This window comes from Acaryochloris sp. CCMEE 5410, assembly GCF_000238775.2.
Classification (GTDB): Bacteria; Cyanobacteriota; Cyanobacteriia; order Thermosynechococcales; family Thermosynechococcaceae; genus Acaryochloris.
The window spans coordinates 3376301-3395704 of sequence record NZ_AFEJ02000001.1 but is presented as its reverse complement, the minus strand read 5'-3'; the positions used below and the strand labels follow the sequence as shown (position 1 = coordinate 3395704).

The window sequence follows — 19404 nt, the reverse complement described above, 5'->3', positions numbered from 1 at the left end:
CACTAGGGTTTCAACTATGTCGACCATCGCTACGCCCGTCAGCCCTATTACTGAGACTACTCCAGTGCCCAGTCAACCTTACTTTCAGGGAATGGCTTGGAATGAGCACCAGTCCGTCACACTGCTATCCAGTCTAAAAACCGTTGCCACGCTTCAGGGTCAACGGCCAATGCATCCTTTAGCTAAAGACATGATGCAGGCAATTCAAGATCATCTGCTCCAATGGCAAGGGTCGATTGAGAACCTACCTATTATTAGTCCAGAGGTAATGGGCCGTGAATTAATAGGTAGACATCAAGAACTGGCTCTGCAATTTCTAATTCTGATGCCCTACCTATCGATGCAGGTGGAAACGGCTGAAGTGGAGTTAGTGCAGCAGTTTGCCCAGGCTTGTTCACATCAGCCCCACACATTGAAAAGTCTAAAACAGGTGCATAAAGGACAGTTGCGAGGGTTGCTGTGGGATTACTCTGTGCGATCGCTTGTCAAACTTTTACCCGGCAGGTGGTGGCAAAAACTGGGATGTATTGTTAGTGCCATGCATCAATACATCGGTGATCCGAAGACGGCCCAGCAGTATCAAGCTTTAGGGGAGTTACCCGCAGGCACGTTGGGAAAAGCTCTGTATCAGTACTATCGCGATCTCAACTTTCCCTTACCTGGCGAAAAGAAAAGCTTTAGCGATATCTTGGTGCCTCATGATCTGATTCATGTGTTATCCGGTATTGATACTAGCCCCGTGGGTGAAATTGTGGTGGCCGGTTTTGAGGCGGGTATGAGTGGTAGTCAATTTGGGTTTGAGCTGTTGCTAGAAGTCGTGTTGGATTTCCACCTGGGTTTAGAATTCACAACCCTTGGCATTTTAGACCCGAGCCAAAACAATTTCATCCCTAGCTTAGTCATCCAAGCATTTGTACAAGGAACGGCTGTTCGTCAGGACTTATTCAGTCCCGATTGGTCTTTCTCGGAACTCCTTGAACAACCGATCCTGACCATCCGAGATGATTACAATATTGAAACGCTAGATCTCAACAGGACGGTGGGACTGCAGGTGCTCCCCCTACCCCAGACTGTTCTAGCATCGAGCTAGTAGTGGTTGCAGAAGATCCCACAACAATCGTCGCAAATACACAGCCTGTGATCGCATCTAAATCATTGTTATTGGGGATGGCTTGAAATTCTCCCAGCGTAGAGTTTGTAATGCCAAATTGAAAGGTATATTGATCCGATGCAAGGGGCAAATCAATTTCGAGATTGGCCATACTATTCGCAAACACTGGAAATTCTAACCGGTAGGTTTGCTGGGCTCGATTGACTGAGCCAATATAGCTTTTAGCAGCAGCTTGTCGTGCTTTCAGGGATTGCTGAAACATGGATGGCACAGCTACAGCAGACAGAATACCCACAATCACAACACTGACCAGTAGCTCTAAAAGGGTCAAACCGTTCTCGGGGTATTGCCGGAGTCTGTAATAGCTAGGGATAAGCGAAAACATGGTGCTGGTAGAAAGGGATGATCAGACGCAACTCAAGGCGGGGCAACATAGTCCAAGAAATGGGTCATGCAACGCTTTGAGTTAAGTCGCATAAAAACTAAGCCCCATATAGTTTGCTAATCACAAACTTCATGGGGATAAAAAATGGCTGCTGGCAGCTACTGTCAACAACATGGATACACCATCAGTTGTTAACAATCTGGACAACGATACAACTATGTTGGCGGGCGAGAAAAGAGATAACGCAAGCTTCAAACCCTCTAAATAACAGTGTTACTGTGCTCAACCTAACATTGAGATTCGGGCGAGCTGTCCGTAAATATACGGACAAGAACACAACAATTTGTGACCCATTTTTCTGTGGCCAAAGATCAGCTAAAAGAGATTAAAGATAAAGCTATTGAGAAGAACAATTCGCAAGTAAAAATGATGATGGGTAATATCGAAGCGAATAACAAGATACTTTTGCGGATATAAATCAGTATTTTCTCTCTTGAGGCTCAAATTGGTTTAAATTGACGGGCATGTATTTTAGCTCAATCCCGGCTGTAGAAAAATAGGCTAGGGTATGTTGCAAAAATTGATCATCGTTGCGGGTAGGGAAATCTTCACGAGAATGGGCACCCCGGCTTTCTTTACGTTGTAGGGCACCGGTCATAATCACTTCCCCGACGACCATTAAGTTGCGTAATTCCAGGGCCTCGATAATTTCAGTATTCCAAAGGGTGTCTTTGTCATCGAGGCGAATGTTTGGATACTGCTGTTTATAGGTTTGGAGCTGTTCTAAGCCTGCTTGGATGATATCGGCGGTGCGAAAAACACCACAATGTTGACTTAAGCAATCTTGGACCTGCTGGCGAATATCGTGAATGCGGATATCTCCAGATTGAGCTAACAATGCTTTGATCTGCTGTTGGGCTTCTTGAAGATACTGCTTTTCATCCACCCTAGGTAGAGATTGATCTTGGACATAGGTTGCGATCGCACTCCCAGTGCGTCGACCATACACCACGCATTCCAATAAAGAATTGCTGCCTAACCGATTCGCACCATGCACCGACACACAGGCACATTCCCCGGCTGCAAAAAAGTTATCCACCAAGCCATCGGCACTATTGCGAACCCGCCCATCCGTATTCACGGGAATCCCCCCCATGGAATAGTGGGCAGTTGGCCGTACGGGGATCGGCTCAGTAACCGCATCAACCCCTGCTAGACGGTGAGATTCTTCCCAACAAAAAGGGACGCGGCTCATAATTTTCTCCCGTCCCATATGTCGCAAATCTAAGTAGACAAAGGGGCCACCTGCACTGCCATCGAGATTGAGACCCCGCCCCTGACGGATTTCTGTGGTGATGGCCCTAGAGGTAATATCGCGGGGGGCCAGCTCCATTTTGTTAGGGGCATAAGTGGCCATAAACCGATCCCCTTCACTATTGATCAGATAAGCGCCTTCTCCTCGCACGGCTTCGGAAATTAAAACGCCTGCGGGGTATAAGCCGGTGGGATGGAACTGAACAAACTCCATATCCTCCAGGGGCAACCCCGCCAGGGCGGTCATCGATAACCCATCCCCCGTAGACGCAAAGTCATTGGAAGTGGTGTTAAAGACCCGACCATAGCCGCCCGTGGCAAACATGACAGCCTTGGCCCGTAGAACCTGTAGCTCGCCGTCTAGGAGGTGATACATCACCACGCCTTTAGCCCGGTTGTCTTCGAGGATCAGCCGCATCACGTACCATTCGTCGTAAATGGTGATGCCGTAGCGACGAATATTGTTGTACAGCTCGTGCAGAATGGCATGGCCGGTTTTGTCAGCGGCGTAACAGGTGCGATTGTGGCTGTGACCGCCAAAGGCCCGCTGGGCGATGCGGCCATCGTCTAGGCGAGAAAACAAAACCCCTAGATGTTCTAGATCAATCACAACATCTGGGGCTTCTTGGGTGAGGAGAGCGACGGCGTCTTGATCGGCTAGGTAATCGGAGCCTTTGACGGTATCGAAGGCATGGGCTTCCCAACTATCTTGGTCATCCACATTTTTGAGGGTGGCGGCAATGCCCCCTTGGGCCGCAACGGAGTGGGAGCGGATCGGATGGGTTTTGGCAATCATTGCCACATTGAGTTCGGGGGCTTTTCGAGCAATTTCTAGGGCAGCACGGCACCCTGCTAAACCACCCCCAACGATTACAACATCATGCTCTAACATGGCAGTTTCTTTACAGCTTCGAATACGTTCCAAATCTATCGCACATATTCTTTATGAATCCTTAGCTACAGGGTTTTGTAATAGTGATATACTCACCTCACAATCAATGAATTGGAGGGCTATTTGCAACCCATCAGGTTGTTGTCAAGCCTGGCATAAATCTGTCATTGCAGGCTGACAAACAACTGGGGAAAGTTCGGTGTAATCCCGACGCTGTCCCGCAACTGTAAGTTGTTTGTGCAGGTCTGTTGCAAGGTGTTTAGCCATATAAAAGTGCCAAATGCCCTGGCCAAGGATACTGCTCAACCACAAGCCAGAATACCCTTGATTGCATTCTTTTCTACAACATATCTGCGAGGTACAGATTGTGAATAAGATGGTTCGTTCGCTGCGATGGACGAGTAAAAGCATTCGATTATCGCAACTCCTGCTGCCAGCGCTGTTACTAGCAATTGTGCTGGTGCCTGTCAGCGCCCAAGCCCATTTTGATGGCAGTCATGGTGCGGGATTTGTACATGGTTTTACCCATCCCATTGGGGGGTTAGATCACTTTGCGGCGATGGTCGCCGTGGGGCTATGGGCGACTCAGATGGAGCGCCGAGCTTTATGGGCTGTTCCGTTAACGTTTGTGTCGGTCATGATTGTGGGTGGCTTTATTGGCACCACCGGATTAGCCATTCCCTTTGCTGAACAAGGCATTGCTTCTTCTGTGCTGATGCTAGGGGTATTGATTACAGCTGCCATTCGTCTACCCATAGGCCAGAGTGCTGCCATTGTGGCGTTATTTGCACTGCTCCATGGTTATGCTCACGGTGCAGAGATGCCAGCCTCGGCGTCAGGTCTGTCCTATGGGTTGGGGTTTGTGGTGGCTACTGCCCTGCTCCATTTGAGCGGTATTGGGCTAGGTCTGTTTTGCCAGCAAATGTTTCAGCGCCATGCTCGTCTTGCGCAATTGTTTATGGGCGGATTTGTTACCAGCTTGGGTGTTTATCTGTGTGTTGCTTAACAGCAGATGTTTGATGCCTGAAAACTAAATCAGTGCCCAGGTTGATTGGGCAATATAGGAATGCCGTTGCACTATGCAACGGCATTCTTGGTTGTTGAGGAGCAAGAAGTCATAGTGGAGAAAATTCTATTTGCCGTGTTGCTGCTTTCGACAAGCTATTTACTGTGGGATGGATTTACTTCGGGTTCTGTTTGGGTGCGCGGTGGACGGCGGACGTTCGAGTTTGGTAAGTGGGCTCATAAAAAACACCGTCATCAAGAGCCAACCTGTTACTGGATTGCTATGGCATTTTATGGTGGTTCAGCTATCTTCTCGCTATATGCCCTTGTCTTCGTAAACTAATAAAGTGCGAAGGGGGCACCCGCATATTTGTGCCCTGACTCAAAGATTCAGCAAAATGAAATCTACAACACTTCCCAACAATCGCCAGGTCTATTGTTTTGATAAAAATGAAGCCTATATCCTATACCTTCATGTTTCTGAGTATTTAAAGCATGGTATTACCGTGAAGGAAGGTGATCTGATATTTGATGTGGGTGCAAATATTGGCCTATTTAGGGACTTGCCAAGAAATAAAGTACCTGCGAATCTAAGAAACAAGTCAATACATGATTGACCGATTGTTTTGAGGATATCTGATGCTAGATGCCCCTATAAAAGAGACGTTTCGAGATGCCGCCAAGAAACTGACAGGCCCACACAAGCGAGCATTCATGGCAAAAGTGGCTGAAGACTACCTGGACGGCTCTGCCCGCAAAGCTGAGCGTCATTTAGGTTGGAGACGTACCAGTGTTCAACTGGGCCTTGATGAACGACGGACTGGCATTAGATGCGTTGACAACTATCAAGCCCGAGGTCGTCAGCTTAGCGAAACGAAACTACCCCATTTAGCAACTGACATTCGGGATTTAGTTGATGGTGAAGCCCAAGCTGATCCGAAGTTCAAATCAACGTTGTACTACACCCGTATCAGTGCCAGGGCCGTGCGTGAGGCATTGATTGAGGAGAAAGGCTACAGCGATGAGGCATTACCAACCCGTCAAACCATCGGCAATCTATTGAATCGAATGGGTTATCGCTTAAAAACCCAAAAAGTTAAACCCCTGAAAAACTGCCGCAAACCGATGCGATTTTCGCAAATATCGCTCAAGCCAATTATGCTGCCGATGCGGCCCCCAACCTATTGCGCATCTCGATTGATAGCAAAGCCAAAGTTAAAATTGGCAACCTCTCTCGTGGCGGCAAAGCTCGTACCCTAGACGCGACAAAAGCCAATGACCATGATGACCATTGGGACGCTATTTTGGTACCCTTCGGGATTCTCGATGTGCTCGCAGGGCAACTGTCAATTTACTTTGGTCAGTCTGCTGAAACTACTGATTTTATTGTTGATTGTTTAGAGGCTTGGTGGCGCGAACATCACGATAACTATCCTCAGATAGAGGGATTAGAAATTAACCTTGATGGCGGCTCTGCAGTGCGCAGTAACCGCACACAATTTATCAAGCGTATGGTTGAGTTTGTCCAAATGACACGATTATCGGTTCATCTGATTTACTATCCGCCCTATCACAGCAAATACAATCCGATTGAGCGATGTTGGGCAGCCTTGGAACAATATTGGAATGGCACTATCCTCAACTCCATTGATACGGCTGTCCAGTGGGCATCGAATATGACCTGGAATGGATTGAAGCCTTTGGTTCATTTGATTGAGGGCACCTATGAAAAGAACATTACTGTGCCCTCAGATGAGCTAGAAGCCTACAAACAACAATGGCTATGTTCTGAAGCGTTACCCAAATGGGATATCAAGATTGTGCCCAATTGATGGGTACCTTATTTATTTGTAGATCCCTTACGATCATGCTTCATGATTTATTGGGGGAAGATATTAGTGTTTATGCTTTTGAACCTATTCCAGAGACCTATGAAATTTTAGACCTCAATGTTCAAAGTTTGAGTACTCAGAAGATCTATACTCTGCCATTCGGCTTATCGGATGCCAATAAAGTAGCGGAATTTTCTTACTCTTCTGGTGGCTCTGCTCTCTCTTCTATCTATCCTTATGATGGTGCAGAACAGAGGATGATTAAGCGTGCTTTTATCCGTACCCTCAATTATTTACCTAAGAATGCTCCATTGTTCTTGAAACTTCTGAACAAAATGCCAGGCCAAGTCTTGAATTTTGTCTTGTCTCACATGGCTAAAAAAGCATTCGATTTTAAGCAGGTGACTTGTCAGTTGAAGACGGTCTCTGAACTCATGGCTGAGTTAAATATATCTGCCATTGATTTATTGAAAATTGATGTAGAGAAATCGGAGCTTGATGTTATTCATGGCATTGAAGATAGGGATTGGGAAAAAATTAAGCAGATCATTATTGAGGTGCACGATATTAGCGATCGCATCTCTGTATTGACTCAAATTCTCTACAGCCATGGCTTTAAGCAAGTCCATGTGGAGCAAGAGGTGGAGTTAATCGGTACCAATATTCACTGTATTTACGCTTTGAAATAAGTCTTGATTATGCTGGGCCTAGTGTTCCTCTCAAGATGCAGAATGTAGGTCACATCGAGGTTTGAGTTGAGGGGGCTGGGAGGTAATCAATGCCAAGCATCTCACGTTTACTCGGCAATGTGTCCCCAAATAATAAGATGGCGATCGCTAACCGAACGCACCTGTAATTGTTCTAACCCGGCTTGAGCCAGCTGATCTTGTACCTCATCCACCCGATAGGCTGCTAACAGTGAATTAAAGAAATCTCGTCGTAGCACCTCGGGTTCGCCCTGGGCATAGAGATCGACGAAATCCCTTGCGGTTTCTCGCTTTACGGGGCGCATTAAATCCATAATAAAGACCGCAGTTCCCGGCCCAGATTGCTGTTTGACCTCCGTCCAAAGGGCCATTGGATCAGCTAAATGGTGGAGCAAACTATTGGAAAAAATCAGGGGGAACGATACCGTATCACTTTTGGTATCGCTAGCCGTATCGCTTTGAGGTACGTATACTTTTTTCAGGGTGATGCGGTCTTGGAGTTTGGCGGCGGCTATGGCCTGATAACCATAGTTCAGCATCGCCTCTGACGCATCCCATCCCTCCACCAACCAGGCTGGAAAAGCGCGGGCAAAGCGTAGGGTAATATCCCCAGGACCGCAGCCTAAGTCTAGAGCCGTGCCCGTCTCTGGTAATTCAGGCAAGGTCTCTTGCAGGAGCTGAACAAAATGATTGTGCGGCTCTGCGAAGTCTGCTTCTGCATAGGCCCGAGCCTGGTCATCATCATCCATTAACTCCGGTTCGGGTATCCGGGTGAGCAGGGCACTGGCCTCAGATCCAGGGTTCGTCATCTTCTAAGTCCTCGATGGGAATATTTTTAATGACATCTTCCTGGGTAATCGCTTCCACATTTGGACGGGATGCAGGACGGGATTCTTCCGGGTTAGCCAGCTCTTCCGTCAGGTTAAAAGCACCATCTTCAACTCGCTCCCATAGGGCTCGACCTTTTTGTTTAGCCTGCTGCATCAGCTTCTGGGATTTTTCCTGGAGCTGTTGGCCGAAGTCTTCTTCCTCCTCGGCTTGGCCAAAGGCTTCCACCTGTTCATTGGCTTGTTCAGCTAGTTTCTGGAGTCGTTCTTCTGCCTGTTGGGTCAGCTTTTGGGCGCGGGAGGTGAGGGAATCAAGTTCTTGGGTGTAGCCCGACTTAATGAGATCGCTGACCTGTACCAGTCGATCTTCTAATCCTTCTTGGAATACCTTCAAGTTTGCACTGACCTTAGCCGTAACCAGAACTTTTTTGCGGCCAAAGCTCATCACCGCCCGAGGGGGGAGTTGATACACCCCGCTGGTGAAGCCTCGCCAACCCCCAGATTTAAATAAATAGTGGGTGATATTGCCCGTTTGCCGATCAAAAAGACAATCAATAATCCGGCCTAACCGTTCCCCGGCATCGGTCCATAGCTCCAGGCCAATCAGGGTTTCTAGCAAGGCCACTTCTTTGACATTGGTTTCGGCAGCACCAGAAGAGACCAAAATACTTTCCGGGCCAATCCGATAGAGCTGCTTGAGGTTAAAGGCATAGCGCTGCTTGGTCATAAAACCAGGTTTGCAGATAAACCCCATGACCCGATGGGCTGGGGGATGCATCCAGACCACATCGATCCGGCCCAATTCTTCCGTCGTGTCGCGGTCAATCACCAATCGATTTAACAATTGGCTATGGCGCATAATCTTGGCAGCGTCAGCCATTGGCTCCTCAATATTCCGCTTACGCTTTTTAGTGTAGCGTAGGAGGTTCGTCCTCTTTGACCGATAGACAAAGCCCCCCATTCTTAGGGATGATTGAGGCTATGGAACCCATTCGGAAGACTTTAACCCTCCCCCATATTCAACTCTCCTACTTGGAATGGTTTACAGGCCCTGAGCCTGTGCTGCTGCTCCATGGTTTGGGAGATCATGCCCGGGTGTGGTCTGATCTTGCGATCGCATTAGGCCATCGCTATCATCTGGTGGCCTTAGATATGCGGGGCCATGGAGAGAGTGACAAACCGACGCAAGGATATACGTTTACCGACTTAATCGGTGACCTGGAAGCGCTGTTAGATCACTTGGGCTGGTCTCAGGTTCACGGAATTGCTCATTCCTGGACCGCTAAACTCCTACCGATTTGGGCCACTGCTGCACCGCAACGGTTAGCCAGCATGGTGTTGGTGGATCCGTTTTACATCAACAAAATGCCGGGATTCGTGAATTTTACATTTCCGTTGCTCTATAAGGTGTTGCCCTTTTTACAAGGCATGGGGCCGTTCCCGAGCTACGCAGTGGCGGAAGCAAAAGCGCAAACCCTCAACCAGTTTCAAGGCTGGAGTCCTTTGCAGCAACAAGTGTTTGCTGAGGGAATTGAACAAAAAGCCGATGGCAGTTGGGGCAGTAAGTTTACGGTGCCTGCCCGGAATGAGATCTTTCAGGAATCCGTTGCTGTCTCTGGTTTAACCGCGCCTATCGATATTCCCACTCTGTTGGTACAACCAGAGCAAGGGATTAATCGCCGAGCCAGCAACTTAAAAACCTATCAGACCTATCTCAACCAGCTTCAAGTCGAACGGCTACCCGGAAACCATTGGCCGTTCTTGGTCGAGGCGGAGCTTTTTAACCCCGCTGTTATTGAGTTTCTGCGGCTGCATCCTTTAGCCAATGGCCGAGAGGGAGATGGGTAAGCTATTGGTGGGCTTTGCCAGTTCTGCCGTTAACTTTGTTTCTAAGGTCAGTAGCCGTTTCGATCTGTTTTTCAGTTTTTTGGCAGGGCTACCAAAATACACGCCCCAAGGATCTAAGCTTTTGGTGACTAAAGACAGGGCTCCCACGGCGGTGCCATCGCCAATCTGAACATTGGGCAGAATAACGGAACTGGAACCAATAATGGCATGTCGGCCCAGGGCGACGGTTCCTCCTATAATGCCGGTGTATTTCTTGGGGACGGTGGGATTGGTTAAGAATTTGCCTGTATAGTCATCGGTTCTGCTATAAAGATGAACCCCTTGAGAGAGTCCGCTAAAGTCATCCATGCGAATACCGTCTCCAGCAGATAGTAGACAATAGCCGCCAATATGAATAAAGGAGCCTAAGGTAACCCAGCCTTCCTGATGGGCAAAGATGGAACAATAGGCATCAATGCGGACATTGTCACCGATCGCGATATTTTCAATGCCAACGATAGTACAGTTTTTGGCTATTTTGACGTTCTGGCCAACGGATTTGAAACCAAAGCCTCTCAGCTCATTTTCGGTGTAATAGCCTGAATAAAAAGGGTTCATGGCGATATTGCTTTCTCATCAGTCGATTTTTCCAGCAAACGGCCTCACCTACACTTAGAATACTCCTTTACTCGTAAAAGAATGGTGAAGTGGGTTACAGGCTGCCTGCTTATTTGCTGCTTGGACTACCACTCAGTCGATAGATCGTTAGGTTATTAAGCACTTAGCTAAAATTAATTACATAATCATCGCTGTAGGTTTTCAAAACTCTTTCCACATATTCGACCAAAGATGACCACCCCCAGTAGGCACTCATTTCAATCCACTGATATTTCATGAATTGCCACAGACGCTCAATCAAATTTAGATGGGGAGAATAGCTTGGCAACTCAAACAAGGTAATTCCCCGTTCGGCCCACTCTGCCTTCATCTCATAGATTGCTTGGCTCGTATGGATAGGGGCTTGATCCATCACAATGACGGTGGGCACCTCCACGTCAGCAAAGAAGGTATCAATGCAATGACTGACAACCTCACTGGTGATGGTCTGTTCTGATGTATAAGCATATAGCCCTTGTCGTCGACTCAAAAACCCCAGAACATTCAAGCGTTTACTTGAACGAGTCGGGATTTCCAGATAAGTCCCTATGGGTTGCCATCCATAGGGAATACAGGGGACTAACGAAAAACCACTCTCATCCATAAAGAATAGGTGGATGTCTCCCTTCTCTTCTTGTTTCTTGAGATGTTCTAACTGCTGTTTTTTCGAGGTAGTCGGCATATAAAGGCTGGCCTGATGTCCCTTGGCGAAAGCGATGCCAGCTCATGTCCATCTGCTTCAAGACGCGTTTAACGGTGGCCTTTGACACGCGTACTGACCACTGCTGTTCAATCTGAGCTAGCACCCGATTGAGTTGGATGGGAGATGCCTGAGTCCACTCATAAATCTGCTGTTGTTGGTCGGGATTAAACATCGGTTTTCGACCTCGGCCTGGGCGATTATAGAGTCCTGCAAAACCACGGTTATTCCAAGCCTTAAGCCAGTTGTACACGGTTTAGGACTCACACTAAAAAGGGAGGCTAAGGTGTAGGGACTCCAACCCTGGGCAGACAAAATGAGGCAATGGGCGCGTTGTCTGACCTGATGATGGCGACTACAGTGATAAATCCGATGCAATAAGCGTAAGCTTTCGGTGGAGATAGGACGGACTAATGACATCAAATCAATGGATGTAAAAAAGAGGACTCAGGTAGTTTACAACCTGGAAATTCTATGTAATTAATTTTGTCCATCTGCTTAACTTGACTTATAGTACTAAAAAAAAGTACTATAAGTATCGACTGCTGGTCTGTACATAGCCCCACAAATTACTGGTCTATCGAAGTTGGTGGATCCGAAATTTCAATGGTTTTGTATGGATATGAACAATAAACAGAAAAAAATTCTAAGCGCCTTATTCTCTACACCTATTCGTAAAAATATATTGTGGGCTGATGTAGTTAGTCTAATTCGAGGATTGGAGGGAAAGGTTACTAGTGGAAGTGGTTCTCGGGTTCGCTTTGAACTCAACCAAATGTCCTTAAATATTCATTCCCCACATCCAGGGAATGAGTTAAAGCGCTACCAGGTTCAGGCGGTGCGTGATTTTCTACTCAAAGCGGGAATAACTGATGAAATATAAAGGATATGAAGCTGTTATTCAGTTTGATCCTGAAGATCGAATCTTCTTTGGCCGCGTGGTTGGGACTCAGGATGTGATCGCTTTTGATGGACAAACAGTGGATGAACTAGAAGCCTCGTTCCACAATGTCATTGAAGATTATTTGGCGGATTGCCAACTGATGGGCAAAGATCCAGATAAACCTTGCTCTGGCCGCTTCAATTTAAGAATTTCCCCTGAACTCCATCGTCAAGCTGTCATTCGAGCTCAGGTGGATGGTGTGAGTTTGAATACGTGGGTTGAGACTGCTATCTCAACTCACTTACACCACAAGTAACTCGCTGTAGTGTTTAGGGTTGCAGCACTTCACAATACTGAAATGTCCCTGTTATCCGAGTAATTCGGCGCGTGCCGTGTTGAAGTCACTACCGTTCAAAGACTTCACCAATACAGCATGCCCCCAGAATAGCCCCGAATTGTCATAAAACAGTTCGACTACAGTATTGCCAGTAATATTGACTCCCGTCAAAAAGAATTTCTGCTCAAACTCGGTTGTAGTTAATGGTGGATGAGTCACTAGCTTCAGAGAGCCATCTGCTTGTACTTCGTCGTATTCATTCCAACCGTTGTTGTAGATGTCACAAAGGTCGTTGACGATAATGTTCTTGGCGACAACATCATATTCAGGCAGTTGTTCGATAATCTCGGTAGCCAGTTGCAAAGCCATGCCGAAAGGTTGACCATCGGATATGAGTCTGATGTCAATGGCATGTCCTTCATATTCGATGGTGATGATGCCATCCTCCCCATGACGAGTGATCTTACTTAAGTCGTGAGTCATAAAGATGTTCTGTCAGGTGTACGTAGGTCTATGCAATTCATAGGACTGAAGTGAAACACTTCACCAGTTTGTTCTACAGAATGACACCGATATTTCCCCATTTCTTTCAAGGGCTTTCTGTTGACTCATTCATGAGGAACCGAGCTGTCAATGGAAACTGAACCCAGAAAGAGAAGTAAAAGAAAGAGAGATACCAATACCGAAAGACAAAAGTCATATTGTCGCCGCCAAGTAAGACGATAAACAAATAGTCATAGATAAACAGTGGCACGGTTAAATAGAGGGCTAGCCAGAGGGAGTTCTTGACATACTGCTTGTTGTCCATTCGCTTCAAGATGAAGGGGGCCAATGGAATGTAGAGAAGTGTGACTGCGATACAGGCGGCAACTTTGGCGGAGAAAGGCCAGCTTTGGTAATAGTCAGGTAAGCCTAAGAGAACGAAAAATCCCCATGTAAGAAAGCTCATAAGGAGTAGGGCTAGGTGGGTTTTCGGCGTCAAAGTGGTCATGATTCACCAGTTCATAGGGCGAGTGGAACTGCATCTCTATCAAGTAGGGTAAGGTCACTTTCTATGCTCCAGTTTAGAAATGGAGAGATCCGTTGCAACATAGAGAGAGTATGTTTTGTATAGTCTGTATCCTTCTACCAGGTTAGACAGGGCTGTTTTAAGTTAGCAGCGAAAAAATAATATCGACCCGATTAGCAAGCTTAGTCATCGCGGTTTTGAGGGATTGATAGTCGTTTAGCCGCAGGATATTAATCCCAATAGTTCTAAGCACTGACCAATTGAGCAGTGCTTGTTCATCTTCGAGTCGATAATCATCTTCGCCAAAAACAACATCCTTCGGCCAATGCAACCGATTTTCAATGCCCCAATGTTCTCGGACCAGAGATTGCCAATGCTGGGGTGAGGTGGCAGCTGAACTGATGTAATAGGCCGTATTGTGATACTCCTTTCCTTTGCTTTGTGCCCCATCGTTGGACACAAAGCACAGAGCGAATTGCCTCCCATTCCTGTAAGGCTATGCCGACAGGCTCATAAACCTGTATACACCGATGTTCATCTCGTCCTCTACTTTGGGCGGAGTGGATGTGCTCAGCCATGGGTTTAAGACACTCAAAGTAAGTCTGGAGGTGGTCGTAAAGTCTTCCCTGATTGGATTTGACCGCCACAAGATAGTCGTTACCCGAGGCCACAATCTTCTCAAGTGTTTTTTGGGCGTGTAAGGCATCCATGGTAATCAGCAAGCCATCGAGTTGAAGGGTTTCCAACAGTGCCTGCACGACTTTGATTTCGCTATTATCCTCCTGAGTGAGGGCTTCGAGCTTGAGGGTGATGCCTGCTTCCACCGCAAATAAACTCACCAAGCCCACAAAACGCTGCTTCCCCTTGGCATCTGTCAGCCCCTGACGAATCCGTTTGCCATCAATGGAGGCTGCATAATTATCGGGAGAGTGAGTCTGGGCTTTCGAGAGCATCCATGCTTCAAATTGGTGGCTCAACGCTTGGAAGTCAAGCCCCATCATCACTCGACGAAAGGTACAGTGAGACGGAACTTCAAGGCTCTCAAGTCCCAATAGCTCACTTAAAGGCTGGCGATAATCGCTCGTAAAGGTTTCTAAGGGGCGATATCCCTGGTATCCAGCAAGCATACCCATCACCATCAACAGCAACAGAAGCCATAACGGATGAGTACGGCCATGGGCACTGCGGAAATCCGGGACTTGCTTCAAAGTATCAATTAGATGGCTCATCGGTCTCTCTACTGTTGGTCAGTAGAACCATCCTATTTTTTCTAGGAGGAACGTAAAACAACCCTGCCAGGTTAGATGAGGCAATCGATCTAGCCCATCTCTTGGTTTGGATTCATCAGTTTCTTAAGTAGTGTTCTCGATATTGGGGGTAGCCGAACAGAAATTGGCTAGCTTTTCAACAATCATTCTATTCAGTGATGAACAAGCTTACAACAATGCATAATCTGCTAAAGCATCCTCCCAAATTACGTCTTTGTTCTCATTGAAGTATTTTTTGAGCACTGCACGCATGGCATCTTGGCTGACATTGTTTGACTCAACCCATTCGATCATTTTTTGGGAAGATTCTGCATCCATTTTTCGCGTCTCGTCTTCAATGCCGCAGCAACCGTAACCATCAAAAGATATTCGAACAAGAAATACATACCCGTTATCATCAATATCGAAGTCGGCAAATACGCTGCCCTGTTGGAGACTTAGGCAATATTGGCAAGGCCTCGTTGGTGTCATTGGTGTGTATTTTCTGATGTCCATTGTCTATCGATATGGTGAAGTGAGTAGGTAAGCAGCGACTGATTGGGGGTGAACTGCAGAACTATGATCTATGTGCTCGATGGTTAAATGGCTTTCTATTCAACTCTTATCTATGGCCAAATATATCTATAGCTACTTCAAGGCTCGACCTGCATCGAGAATTATCAATAAAGCAACGCCGACATCGGCAAATATAGCTTCCCATAGCGTCGCGATACCCATTGTCCCTAGGAGAAGAAATAGACCTTTTACCCTTGACCCATAAGGCAACTCTAAATGCAGCGGGCTCTATGGGCAATTTGGATAGCTTCTGCCACTTTAGTCGGTGTATTTGCCGTAGTCACCACATCGACGGTTTCAATGGCTGCACCTGAATCCATTCCACCCATAAAAATACTGGCATCGGTACGTGCGATCGCACCTGCAATTATCTCCACCCTCAATGTGTTGTAGTGAGCAAACCGAGTGATAAATTTTTCAATGAGATCTGGGTTTGTACCAGGACCCAATCAATGCCTGAAGGGAAGGGCTAAAATCTAGCAAGCAGTCTGTTGACAAAGCACAGGAAATGGCTCGACGAATTATTGGGTTGACGGGAGGCATTGCGACGGGCAAGTCCAGCGTGGCTGCTTATCTAGAGTCGAAATACAAGCTACCCATTTTGGATGCCGACATCTATGCCCGCGATGCTGTGCAGCCAGGTTCGGTGGCGTTAGCCAATATTACCCAACGTTATGGACCAGAGATGCTGCTGGCAGATGGCACTCTAGATCGAAAGCAACTGGGCAATATTGTCTTTAATGATGAGTCTGAACGTGCTTGGCTGGAAGGCCAAATTCATCCTTATGTGCGAAAGCGAATCTTGTCTGCTCAACGACAACTCACGGATCCGATTGTGGTGGCGGTGGTGCCATTGCTGTTTGAAGCGAAGATGACGGATTTAGCCTCAGAAATTTGGGTGGTGGTTTGTGACGACGAGCAGCAGTGTCAGCGGTTAATGCGGCGAGACTCTATATCTAGATCTCAAGCGGAAGCTAGAATTGCTAGCCAAATGCCTTTAATTGAAAAAGCTAACCAAGCCAATTTGGTCATAAATAATGATGGAAATCTTACCGACTTATATGATCAGATTAATCGAGAGATTAATCAATAAGTGTTGCATGTAAACTGAACTATTTCTAGTGATAGTTAATAGATTATGTGATCTTTGATGAAACAAATAGTTATTAGTAATAGCATGAAATGATCTCGTTGTAGTCAAAGAGTTTATAGATAGAGTATGAGAACAAAAAAAGAAAAATCTATTCTACTGATTATTCTAGGGTTGATTATACAAATCCCTCCCCTAGCAATATTAGGAGCAATGACTTCCAATGATAGCCAGGCTGCTAATACGATATCCTCTGCACTAAATTGGACTTTTGCAATATTAGTATTGATTGGTTATCTAATATTATTTATTGGCTGTGGTAGCTATATAAGAGATAAAGGCTATTCTCTTCATTGGAGAATGTTAGTGATAGCCAGCATTTTTGGTGTCTCGATTCTTCTATTGATGCCCAGTAAATCTCAAGCGTCTGTGAACTATGAGATTGAAGATAAAAGTAGCATCTCTCAAGCACTTAAGACAATAGATATACCAGAACAGCTATTGATCCAATGGTTAGCACTTTCAGGTCTAATGTATGTAAGTTTTTGGTGGCTCTGTCTGGCTATGGGCTTAAACCCTAAGGAAACTATGGATAATTTAGTGGTTTCAGAAGCCATCAATATTATCTGGTTGACTAGTTGGACTGTGATGCTTCTTAGGCGATTTACTAGATCTGGATTAAATCCTATGAGGTTGATTCAGAACAGCAAAAAAACAAATTGGAAGCGTATTTGGAAATATTTATTATGGGTACTAGGTGTTAAGTTGGCTTTTGCCTGGAGCTTTAATTCAATAACGCTATACTATCTTTCATTTATCTTTCCCAACTATGTAGAAAATTATGTTGACAGTAGTGGATTTAATGGTTTTTGGGAAATGCCGTTATTCTTTGTCTTAGCTGTTATTCTTGCACCTATAGTTGAAGAATTATTTTTTCGAGCATTTGTCTTGCAGGGCTGTTTTAAGTTAGCAGCGAAAAAATAATATCGACCCGATTAGCCAGCTTAGTCATCGCGGTTTTGAGGGATTGATAGTCGTTTAGCCGCAGGATATTAATCCCAATAGTTCTAAGCACTGACCAATTGAGCAGTGCTTGTTCATCTTCGAGTCGATAATCATCTTCGCCAAAAACAACATCCTTCGGCCAATGCAACCGATTTTCAATGCCCCAATGTTCTCGGACCAGAGATTGCCAATGCTGGGGTGAGGTGGCAGCTGAACTGATGTAATAGGCCGTATTGTGATACTCCTTTCCTTTGCGAGTGCCCCATCGTTGGACACAAAGCACAGAGCGAATTGCCTCCCATTCCTGTAAGGCTATGCCGACAGGCTCATAAACCTGTATACACCGATGTTCATCTCGTCCTCTACTTTGGGCGGAGTGGATGTGCTCAGCCATGGGTTTAAGACACTCAAAGTAAGTCTGGAGGTGGTCGTAAAGTCTTCCCTGATTGGATTTGACCGCCACAAGATAGTCGTTACCCGAGGCCACAATCTTCTCAAGTGTTTTTTTGGGCGTGTAAGGCATCCATGGTAATCAGCAAGCCATCGAGTTGAAGGGTTTCCAACAGTGCCTGCACGACTTTGATTTCGCTATTATCCTCCTGAGTGAGGGCTTCGAGCTTGAGGGTGATGCCTGCTTCCACCGCAAATAAACTCACCAAGCCCACAAAACGCTGCTTCCCCTTGGCATCTGTAAGCCCCTGACGAATCCGTTTGCCATCAATGGAGGCTGCATAATTATCGGGAGAGTGAGTCTGGGCTTTCGAGAGCATCCATGCTTCAAATTGGTGGCTCAACGCTTGGAAGTCAAGCCCCTTCATCACTCGACGAAAGGTACAGTGAGACGGAACTTCGAGGCTCTCAAGCCCCAATAGCTCACTTAAAGGCTGGCGATAATCGCTCACAAAGGTTTCTAACGGACGGTACCCTTGATATCCAGCAAGCATGCCCATCACCATCAATAGCAACAGCAGCCATAACGGATGAATACGGCCATGGGCACTGCGGAAATCCGGGACTTGCTTCAAAGTATCGATTAGATGGCTCATCGGTCTCTCTACTGTTGGTCAGTAGAACCATCCTATTTTTTCTAGGAGGAACGTAAAACAACCCTGATTTGTCTTGTGTAAATGGTCAAGCAAATGGGGAATGATATCTGGTTTATGGACTTCTTCTCTGCTATTTAGCGTTTATCACATGCGTTATGACTTAGTGACATTGTTTATCGCGGGGATGATTTATTCATTCATATATTACAAATTTCAAAATATTCTAGTCCCAGTTGTATGCCATTCCCTCAATAACTTCTGTGTTTTAATCATATGGATGGTTGATTTCGTTGCCAAAGATTTTGTCGCCAAGAATGTACAAATTACAGCGAGCGAGTATCGAGATCTAGTACAACCTTGGTTTGGCTTGCGAGTGGGCGTCGCAGTTGTGACGACACTCTGCTTGCTGTATTTCTTTAAGACCAACTTTCCTAAGCCTGAAACGGATTTACGTATATCTTGGTCATAATGGATAAAGCCTATTGAAACTTGACTCAGACCAGCTCTGATCACAACTCATAACCTCGGTTTACCCAATAATGCCAATCGTCAATCGCTTCTTGAGTTTTGGCAGCCATCTTTTCACTTTGCTCACCGTCTCCACTTTTGAAAGTCAGTTCTTCGAGCAGGATAGGCAAGACATCACCGTCCCACTCCACCTCCACAAACATCTCATTCTCACACTCTTCTTCATCAGCCATACCAATAACCTTCACAGGCTTCGCTTCTTTTTCCGCCGCGCCACGTCGCTGCATCATGTAGGTTGCCATAAACGGAAATTGTAAGGTTCTCTCCAGGTAGTAGTACCAGCCTAGGGCCTGTTCTTCAGCAGTATAGGCATCGACCACAATCTCCGTGGTGATCCGCTGCTCTCGTACTTTGTCTTGTTTTTCGGGGGACATGGTTGATGAATGGAATACTGTGTGAGCAGACTATCATCCCAAAGACAGTTTT

Annotated in this window: 22 protein-coding genes, 3 pseudogenes and 1 riboswitch; of the genes and pseudogenes, 12 read left to right on the top strand and 13 right to left on the bottom strand. The window is 46.2% G+C overall.

Annotation, left to right across the window (positions count from 1 at the left end):
* The first annotated feature begins 16 nt into the window (after nt 1–16).
* Entirely contained in the window at nt 17–1090 is a 1074-nt protein-coding gene (locus ON05_RS15565; RefSeq protein ID WP_010471756.1) for a hypothetical protein, read from the top strand.
* Here the strand turns inward: ON05_RS15565 and ON05_RS15560 are convergent.
* Nucleotides 1029–1496, bottom strand: coding sequence for a type IV pilin-like G/H family protein (locus ON05_RS15560; RefSeq protein WP_029315106.1), 468 nt, complete (start codon nt 1494–1496; stop codon nt 1029–1031). The two genes, ON05_RS15565 and ON05_RS15560, sit on opposite strands and share 62 nt — an antisense overlap.
* A 478-nt stretch (nt 1497–1974) precedes the next feature.
* The gene (locus tag ON05_RS15555; RefSeq protein ID WP_010471762.1) at nt 1975–3702 is read right to left on the bottom strand and encodes a succinate dehydrogenase/fumarate reductase flavoprotein subunit; all 1728 of its coding nucleotides are present in this window, start codon (nt 3700–3702) and stop codon (nt 1975–1977) included.
* Nucleotides 3703–3845: 143 nt separating this feature from the next.
* Nucleotides 3846–4047: riboswitch (cobalamin riboswitch) on the top strand.
* 31 nt (nt 4048–4078) lie between these two features.
* On the opposite strand from ON05_RS15555, the gene ON05_RS15550 reads away from it, so the two are divergent.
* The 4 genes and pseudogenes from ON05_RS15550 (at nt 4079) to ON05_RS15535 (ending at nt 7228) form a co-directional block, all read left to right on the top strand.
* Entirely contained in the window at nt 4079–4708 is a 630-nt protein-coding gene (locus ON05_RS15550) for a HupE/UreJ family protein (protein ID WP_010471764.1), read from the top strand.
* 60 nt (nt 4709–4768) lie between these two features.
* The gene (locus ON05_RS15545) at nt 4769–5050 is read left to right on the top strand and encodes a hypothetical protein (RefSeq protein WP_010471765.1); all 282 of its coding nucleotides are present in this window, start codon (nt 4769–4771) and stop codon (nt 5048–5050) included.
* A gap of 296 nt (nt 5051–5346) precedes the next feature.
* A pseudogene (locus tag ON05_RS15540) lies at nt 5347–6539 on the top strand (ISAzo13 family transposase).
* A 35-nt stretch (nt 6540–6574) separates the two neighbouring features.
* Nucleotides 6575–7228 (top strand): FkbM family methyltransferase, encoded by a 654-nt coding sequence (locus ON05_RS15535; RefSeq protein ID WP_262561832.1) that lies wholly within the window; start codon nt 6575–6577, stop codon nt 7226–7228.
* A gap of 107 nt (nt 7229–7335) precedes the next feature.
* Here the strand turns inward: ON05_RS15535 and ON05_RS15530 are convergent, their stop codons facing one another.
* On the bottom strand, nt 7336–8055 hold the full coding sequence (locus ON05_RS15530; protein WP_010469410.1) for a trans-aconitate 2-methyltransferase: 720 nt from the start codon (nt 8053–8055) through the stop codon (nt 7336–7338).
* Nucleotides 8036–8953 (bottom strand): PRC-barrel domain-containing protein, encoded by a 918-nt coding sequence (locus ON05_RS15525; RefSeq protein ID WP_010469409.1) that lies wholly within the window; start codon nt 8951–8953, stop codon nt 8036–8038. Before ON05_RS15525 ends, ON05_RS15530 begins: the two co-directional genes overlap by 20 nt.
* Before the next feature lie 101 nt (nt 8954–9054).
* Between ON05_RS15525 and ON05_RS15520 the strand changes: the two genes are divergently transcribed.
* Nucleotides 9055–9921, top strand: a complete 867-nt coding sequence (locus ON05_RS15520) for an alpha/beta fold hydrolase (RefSeq protein ID WP_010469407.1) — start codon at nt 9055–9057, stop codon at nt 9919–9921.
* Here ON05_RS15520 and ON05_RS15515 read toward each other — a convergent pair.
* Together ON05_RS15515 and ON05_RS15510 are read right to left on the bottom strand one after the other, a co-directional pair.
* Nucleotides 9892–10518 carry an acyltransferase gene (locus ON05_RS15515; protein WP_010469406.1) on the bottom strand — a complete coding sequence of 209 codons (627 nt, stop codon included), beginning with the start codon at nt 10516–10518 and terminating at the stop codon, nt 9892–9894. The two genes, ON05_RS15520 and ON05_RS15515, sit on opposite strands and share 30 nt — an antisense overlap.
* Nucleotides 10519–10681: 163 nt before the next feature.
* Nucleotides 10682–11677 (bottom strand): annotated as a pseudogene (locus tag ON05_RS15510) (IS630 family transposase).
* A 202-nt stretch (nt 11678–11879) separates the two neighbouring features.
* Between ON05_RS15510 and ON05_RS15505 the strand changes: the two are divergent.
* Nucleotides 11880–12140, top strand: a complete 261-nt coding sequence (locus tag ON05_RS15505; RefSeq protein WP_029315160.1) for a type II toxin-antitoxin system HicA family toxin — start codon at nt 11880–11882, stop codon at nt 12138–12140.
* The gene (locus ON05_RS15500; protein WP_010472719.1) at nt 12130–12456 is read left to right on the top strand and encodes a type II toxin-antitoxin system HicB family antitoxin; all 327 of its coding nucleotides are present in this window, start codon (nt 12130–12132) and stop codon (nt 12454–12456) included. The genes ON05_RS15505 and ON05_RS15500 overlap by 11 nt, the downstream gene beginning before the upstream one ends.
* Before the next feature lie 51 nt (nt 12457–12507).
* On the opposite strand, the gene ON05_RS15495 is transcribed toward ON05_RS15500, so the two are convergent.
* The 5 genes from ON05_RS15495 to ON05_RS15475 all read right to left on the bottom strand — a co-directional run bounded on the left by ON05_RS15495 (nt 12508) and on the right by ON05_RS15475 (nt 15758).
* Complete coding sequence (locus ON05_RS15495; RefSeq protein ID WP_010472715.1) at nt 12508–12960, bottom strand: DUF2262 domain-containing protein; 453 nt, start codon at nt 12958–12960, stop codon at nt 12508–12510.
* Between the two features lie 106 nt (nt 12961–13066).
* Nucleotides 13067–13468, bottom strand: coding sequence for a hypothetical protein (locus ON05_RS15490; protein WP_010472713.1), 402 nt, complete (start codon nt 13466–13468; stop codon nt 13067–13069).
* Nucleotides 13469–13625: 157 nt separating this feature from the next.
* Nucleotides 13626–14715 (bottom strand): ISAs1 family transposase gene (locus ON05_RS15485; protein WP_262561829.1). Its coding sequence is split into 2 segments (ribosomal slippage): nt 13626–13919 and nt 13921–14715, totalling 1089 coding nucleotides; the frame shifts between segments, so codons are not numbered across the junction.
* A 207-nt stretch (nt 14716–14922) separates the two neighbouring features.
* Nucleotides 14923–15249 (bottom strand): hypothetical protein, encoded by a 327-nt coding sequence (locus ON05_RS15480; protein WP_139025600.1) that lies wholly within the window; start codon nt 15247–15249, stop codon nt 14923–14925.
* 272 nt (nt 15250–15521) lie between these two features.
* Complete coding sequence (locus ON05_RS15475) at nt 15522–15758, bottom strand: hypothetical protein (protein ID WP_010469123.1); 237 nt, start codon at nt 15756–15758, stop codon at nt 15522–15524.
* Nucleotides 15759–15817: 59 nt separating this feature from the next.
* On the opposite strand from ON05_RS15475, the gene coaE reads away from it, so the two are divergent.
* Both coaE and ON05_RS15465 read left to right on the top strand, forming a co-directional pair.
* The gene (gene coaE / locus ON05_RS15470) at nt 15818–16402 is read left to right on the top strand and encodes a dephospho-CoA kinase (protein WP_010469121.1); all 585 of its coding nucleotides are present in this window, start codon (nt 15818–15820) and stop codon (nt 16400–16402) included.
* A gap of 126 nt (nt 16403–16528) precedes the next feature.
* Nucleotides 16529–17383: a hypothetical protein gene (locus ON05_RS15465; protein ID WP_262561828.1), complete on the top strand. Its 855-nt coding sequence runs from the start codon at nt 16529–16531 to the stop codon at nt 17381–17383.
* On the opposite strand, the gene ON05_RS15460 is transcribed toward ON05_RS15465, so the two are convergent.
* Nucleotides 17361–18450 (bottom strand): ISAs1 family transposase gene (locus tag ON05_RS15460; protein ID WP_262561039.1). Its coding sequence is split into 2 segments (ribosomal slippage): nt 17361–17909 and nt 17911–18450, totalling 1089 coding nucleotides; the frame shifts between segments, so codons are not numbered across the junction. The genes ON05_RS15465 and ON05_RS15460 overlap by 23 nt on opposite strands.
* Nucleotides 18451–18550: 100 nt before the next feature.
* Between ON05_RS15460 and ON05_RS38560 the strand changes: the two are divergent.
* Both ON05_RS38560 and ON05_RS15455 read left to right on the top strand, forming a co-directional pair.
* Nucleotides 18551–18697: pseudogene (locus ON05_RS38560) on the top strand (type II CAAX prenyl endopeptidase Rce1 family protein); the annotation flags it as partial.
* Nucleotides 18698–18727: 30 nt separating this feature from the next.
* Complete coding sequence (locus tag ON05_RS15455; protein ID WP_236618948.1) at nt 18728–18919, top strand: hypothetical protein; 192 nt, start codon at nt 18728–18730, stop codon at nt 18917–18919.
* A 40-nt stretch (nt 18920–18959) separates the two neighbouring features.
* Here ON05_RS15455 and ON05_RS15450 read toward each other — a convergent pair whose 3' ends face one another.
* On the bottom strand, nt 18960–19352 hold the full coding sequence (locus tag ON05_RS15450; RefSeq protein ID WP_010473170.1) for a calcium-binding protein: 393 nt from the start codon (nt 19350–19352) through the stop codon (nt 18960–18962).
* Between the last annotated feature and the right edge of the window lie 52 nt (nt 19353–19404).

Coding starts and splice junctions, on each gene's coding strand:
- ON05_RS15565 (WP_010471756.1), top strand. CDS start 17: ATGTCGACCATCGCTACGCCCGTCAGCCCTATTACTGAGACTACTCCA.
- ON05_RS15560 (WP_029315106.1), bottom strand. CDS start 1,496: ATGTTTTCGCTTATCCCTAGCTATTACAGACTCCGGCAATACCCCGAG.
- ON05_RS15555 (WP_010471762.1), bottom strand. CDS start 3,702: ATGTTAGAGCATGATGTTGTAATCGTTGGGGGTGGTTTAGCAGGGTGC.
- ON05_RS15550 (WP_010471764.1), top strand. CDS start 4,079: ATGGTTCGTTCGCTGCGATGGACGAGTAAAAGCATTCGATTATCGCAA.
- ON05_RS15545 (WP_010471765.1), top strand. CDS start 4,769: ATGCCGTTGCACTATGCAACGGCATTCTTGGTTGTTGAGGAGCAAGAA.
- ON05_RS15535 (WP_262561832.1), top strand. CDS start 6,575: ATGCTTCATGATTTATTGGGGGAAGATATTAGTGTTTATGCTTTTGAA.
- ON05_RS15530 (WP_010469410.1), bottom strand. CDS start 8,055: ATGACGAACCCTGGATCTGAGGCCAGTGCCCTGCTCACCCGGATACCC.
- ON05_RS15525 (WP_010469409.1), bottom strand. CDS start 8,953: ATGGCTGACGCTGCCAAGATTATGCGCCATAGCCAATTGTTAAATCGA.
- ON05_RS15520 (WP_010469407.1), top strand. CDS start 9,055: ATGGAACCCATTCGGAAGACTTTAACCCTCCCCCATATTCAACTCTCC.
- ON05_RS15515 (WP_010469406.1), bottom strand. CDS start 10,518: ATGAACCCTTTTTATTCAGGCTATTACACCGAAAATGAGCTGAGAGGC.
- ON05_RS15505 (WP_029315160.1), top strand. CDS start 11,880: ATGAACAATAAACAGAAAAAAATTCTAAGCGCCTTATTCTCTACACCT.
- ON05_RS15500 (WP_010472719.1), top strand. CDS start 12,130: ATGAAATATAAAGGATATGAAGCTGTTATTCAGTTTGATCCTGAAGAT.
- ON05_RS15495 (WP_010472715.1), bottom strand. CDS start 12,960: ATGACTCACGACTTAAGTAAGATCACTCGTCATGGGGAGGATGGCATC.
- ON05_RS15490 (WP_010472713.1), bottom strand. CDS start 13,468: ATGACCACTTTGACGCCGAAAACCCACCTAGCCCTACTCCTTATGAGC.
- ON05_RS15480 (WP_139025600.1), bottom strand. CDS start 15,249: ATGGACATCAGAAAATACACACCAATGACACCAACGAGGCCTTGCCAA.
- coaE (WP_010469121.1), top strand. CDS start 15,818: ATGGCTCGACGAATTATTGGGTTGACGGGAGGCATTGCGACGGGCAAG.
- ON05_RS15465 (WP_262561828.1), top strand. CDS start 16,529: ATGAGAACAAAAAAAGAAAAATCTATTCTACTGATTATTCTAGGGTTG.
- ON05_RS15455 (WP_236618948.1), top strand. CDS start 18,728: ATGGTTGATTTCGTTGCCAAAGATTTTGTCGCCAAGAATGTACAAATT.
- ON05_RS15450 (WP_010473170.1), bottom strand. CDS start 19,352: ATGTCCCCCGAAAAACAAGACAAAGTACGAGAGCAGCGGATCACCACG.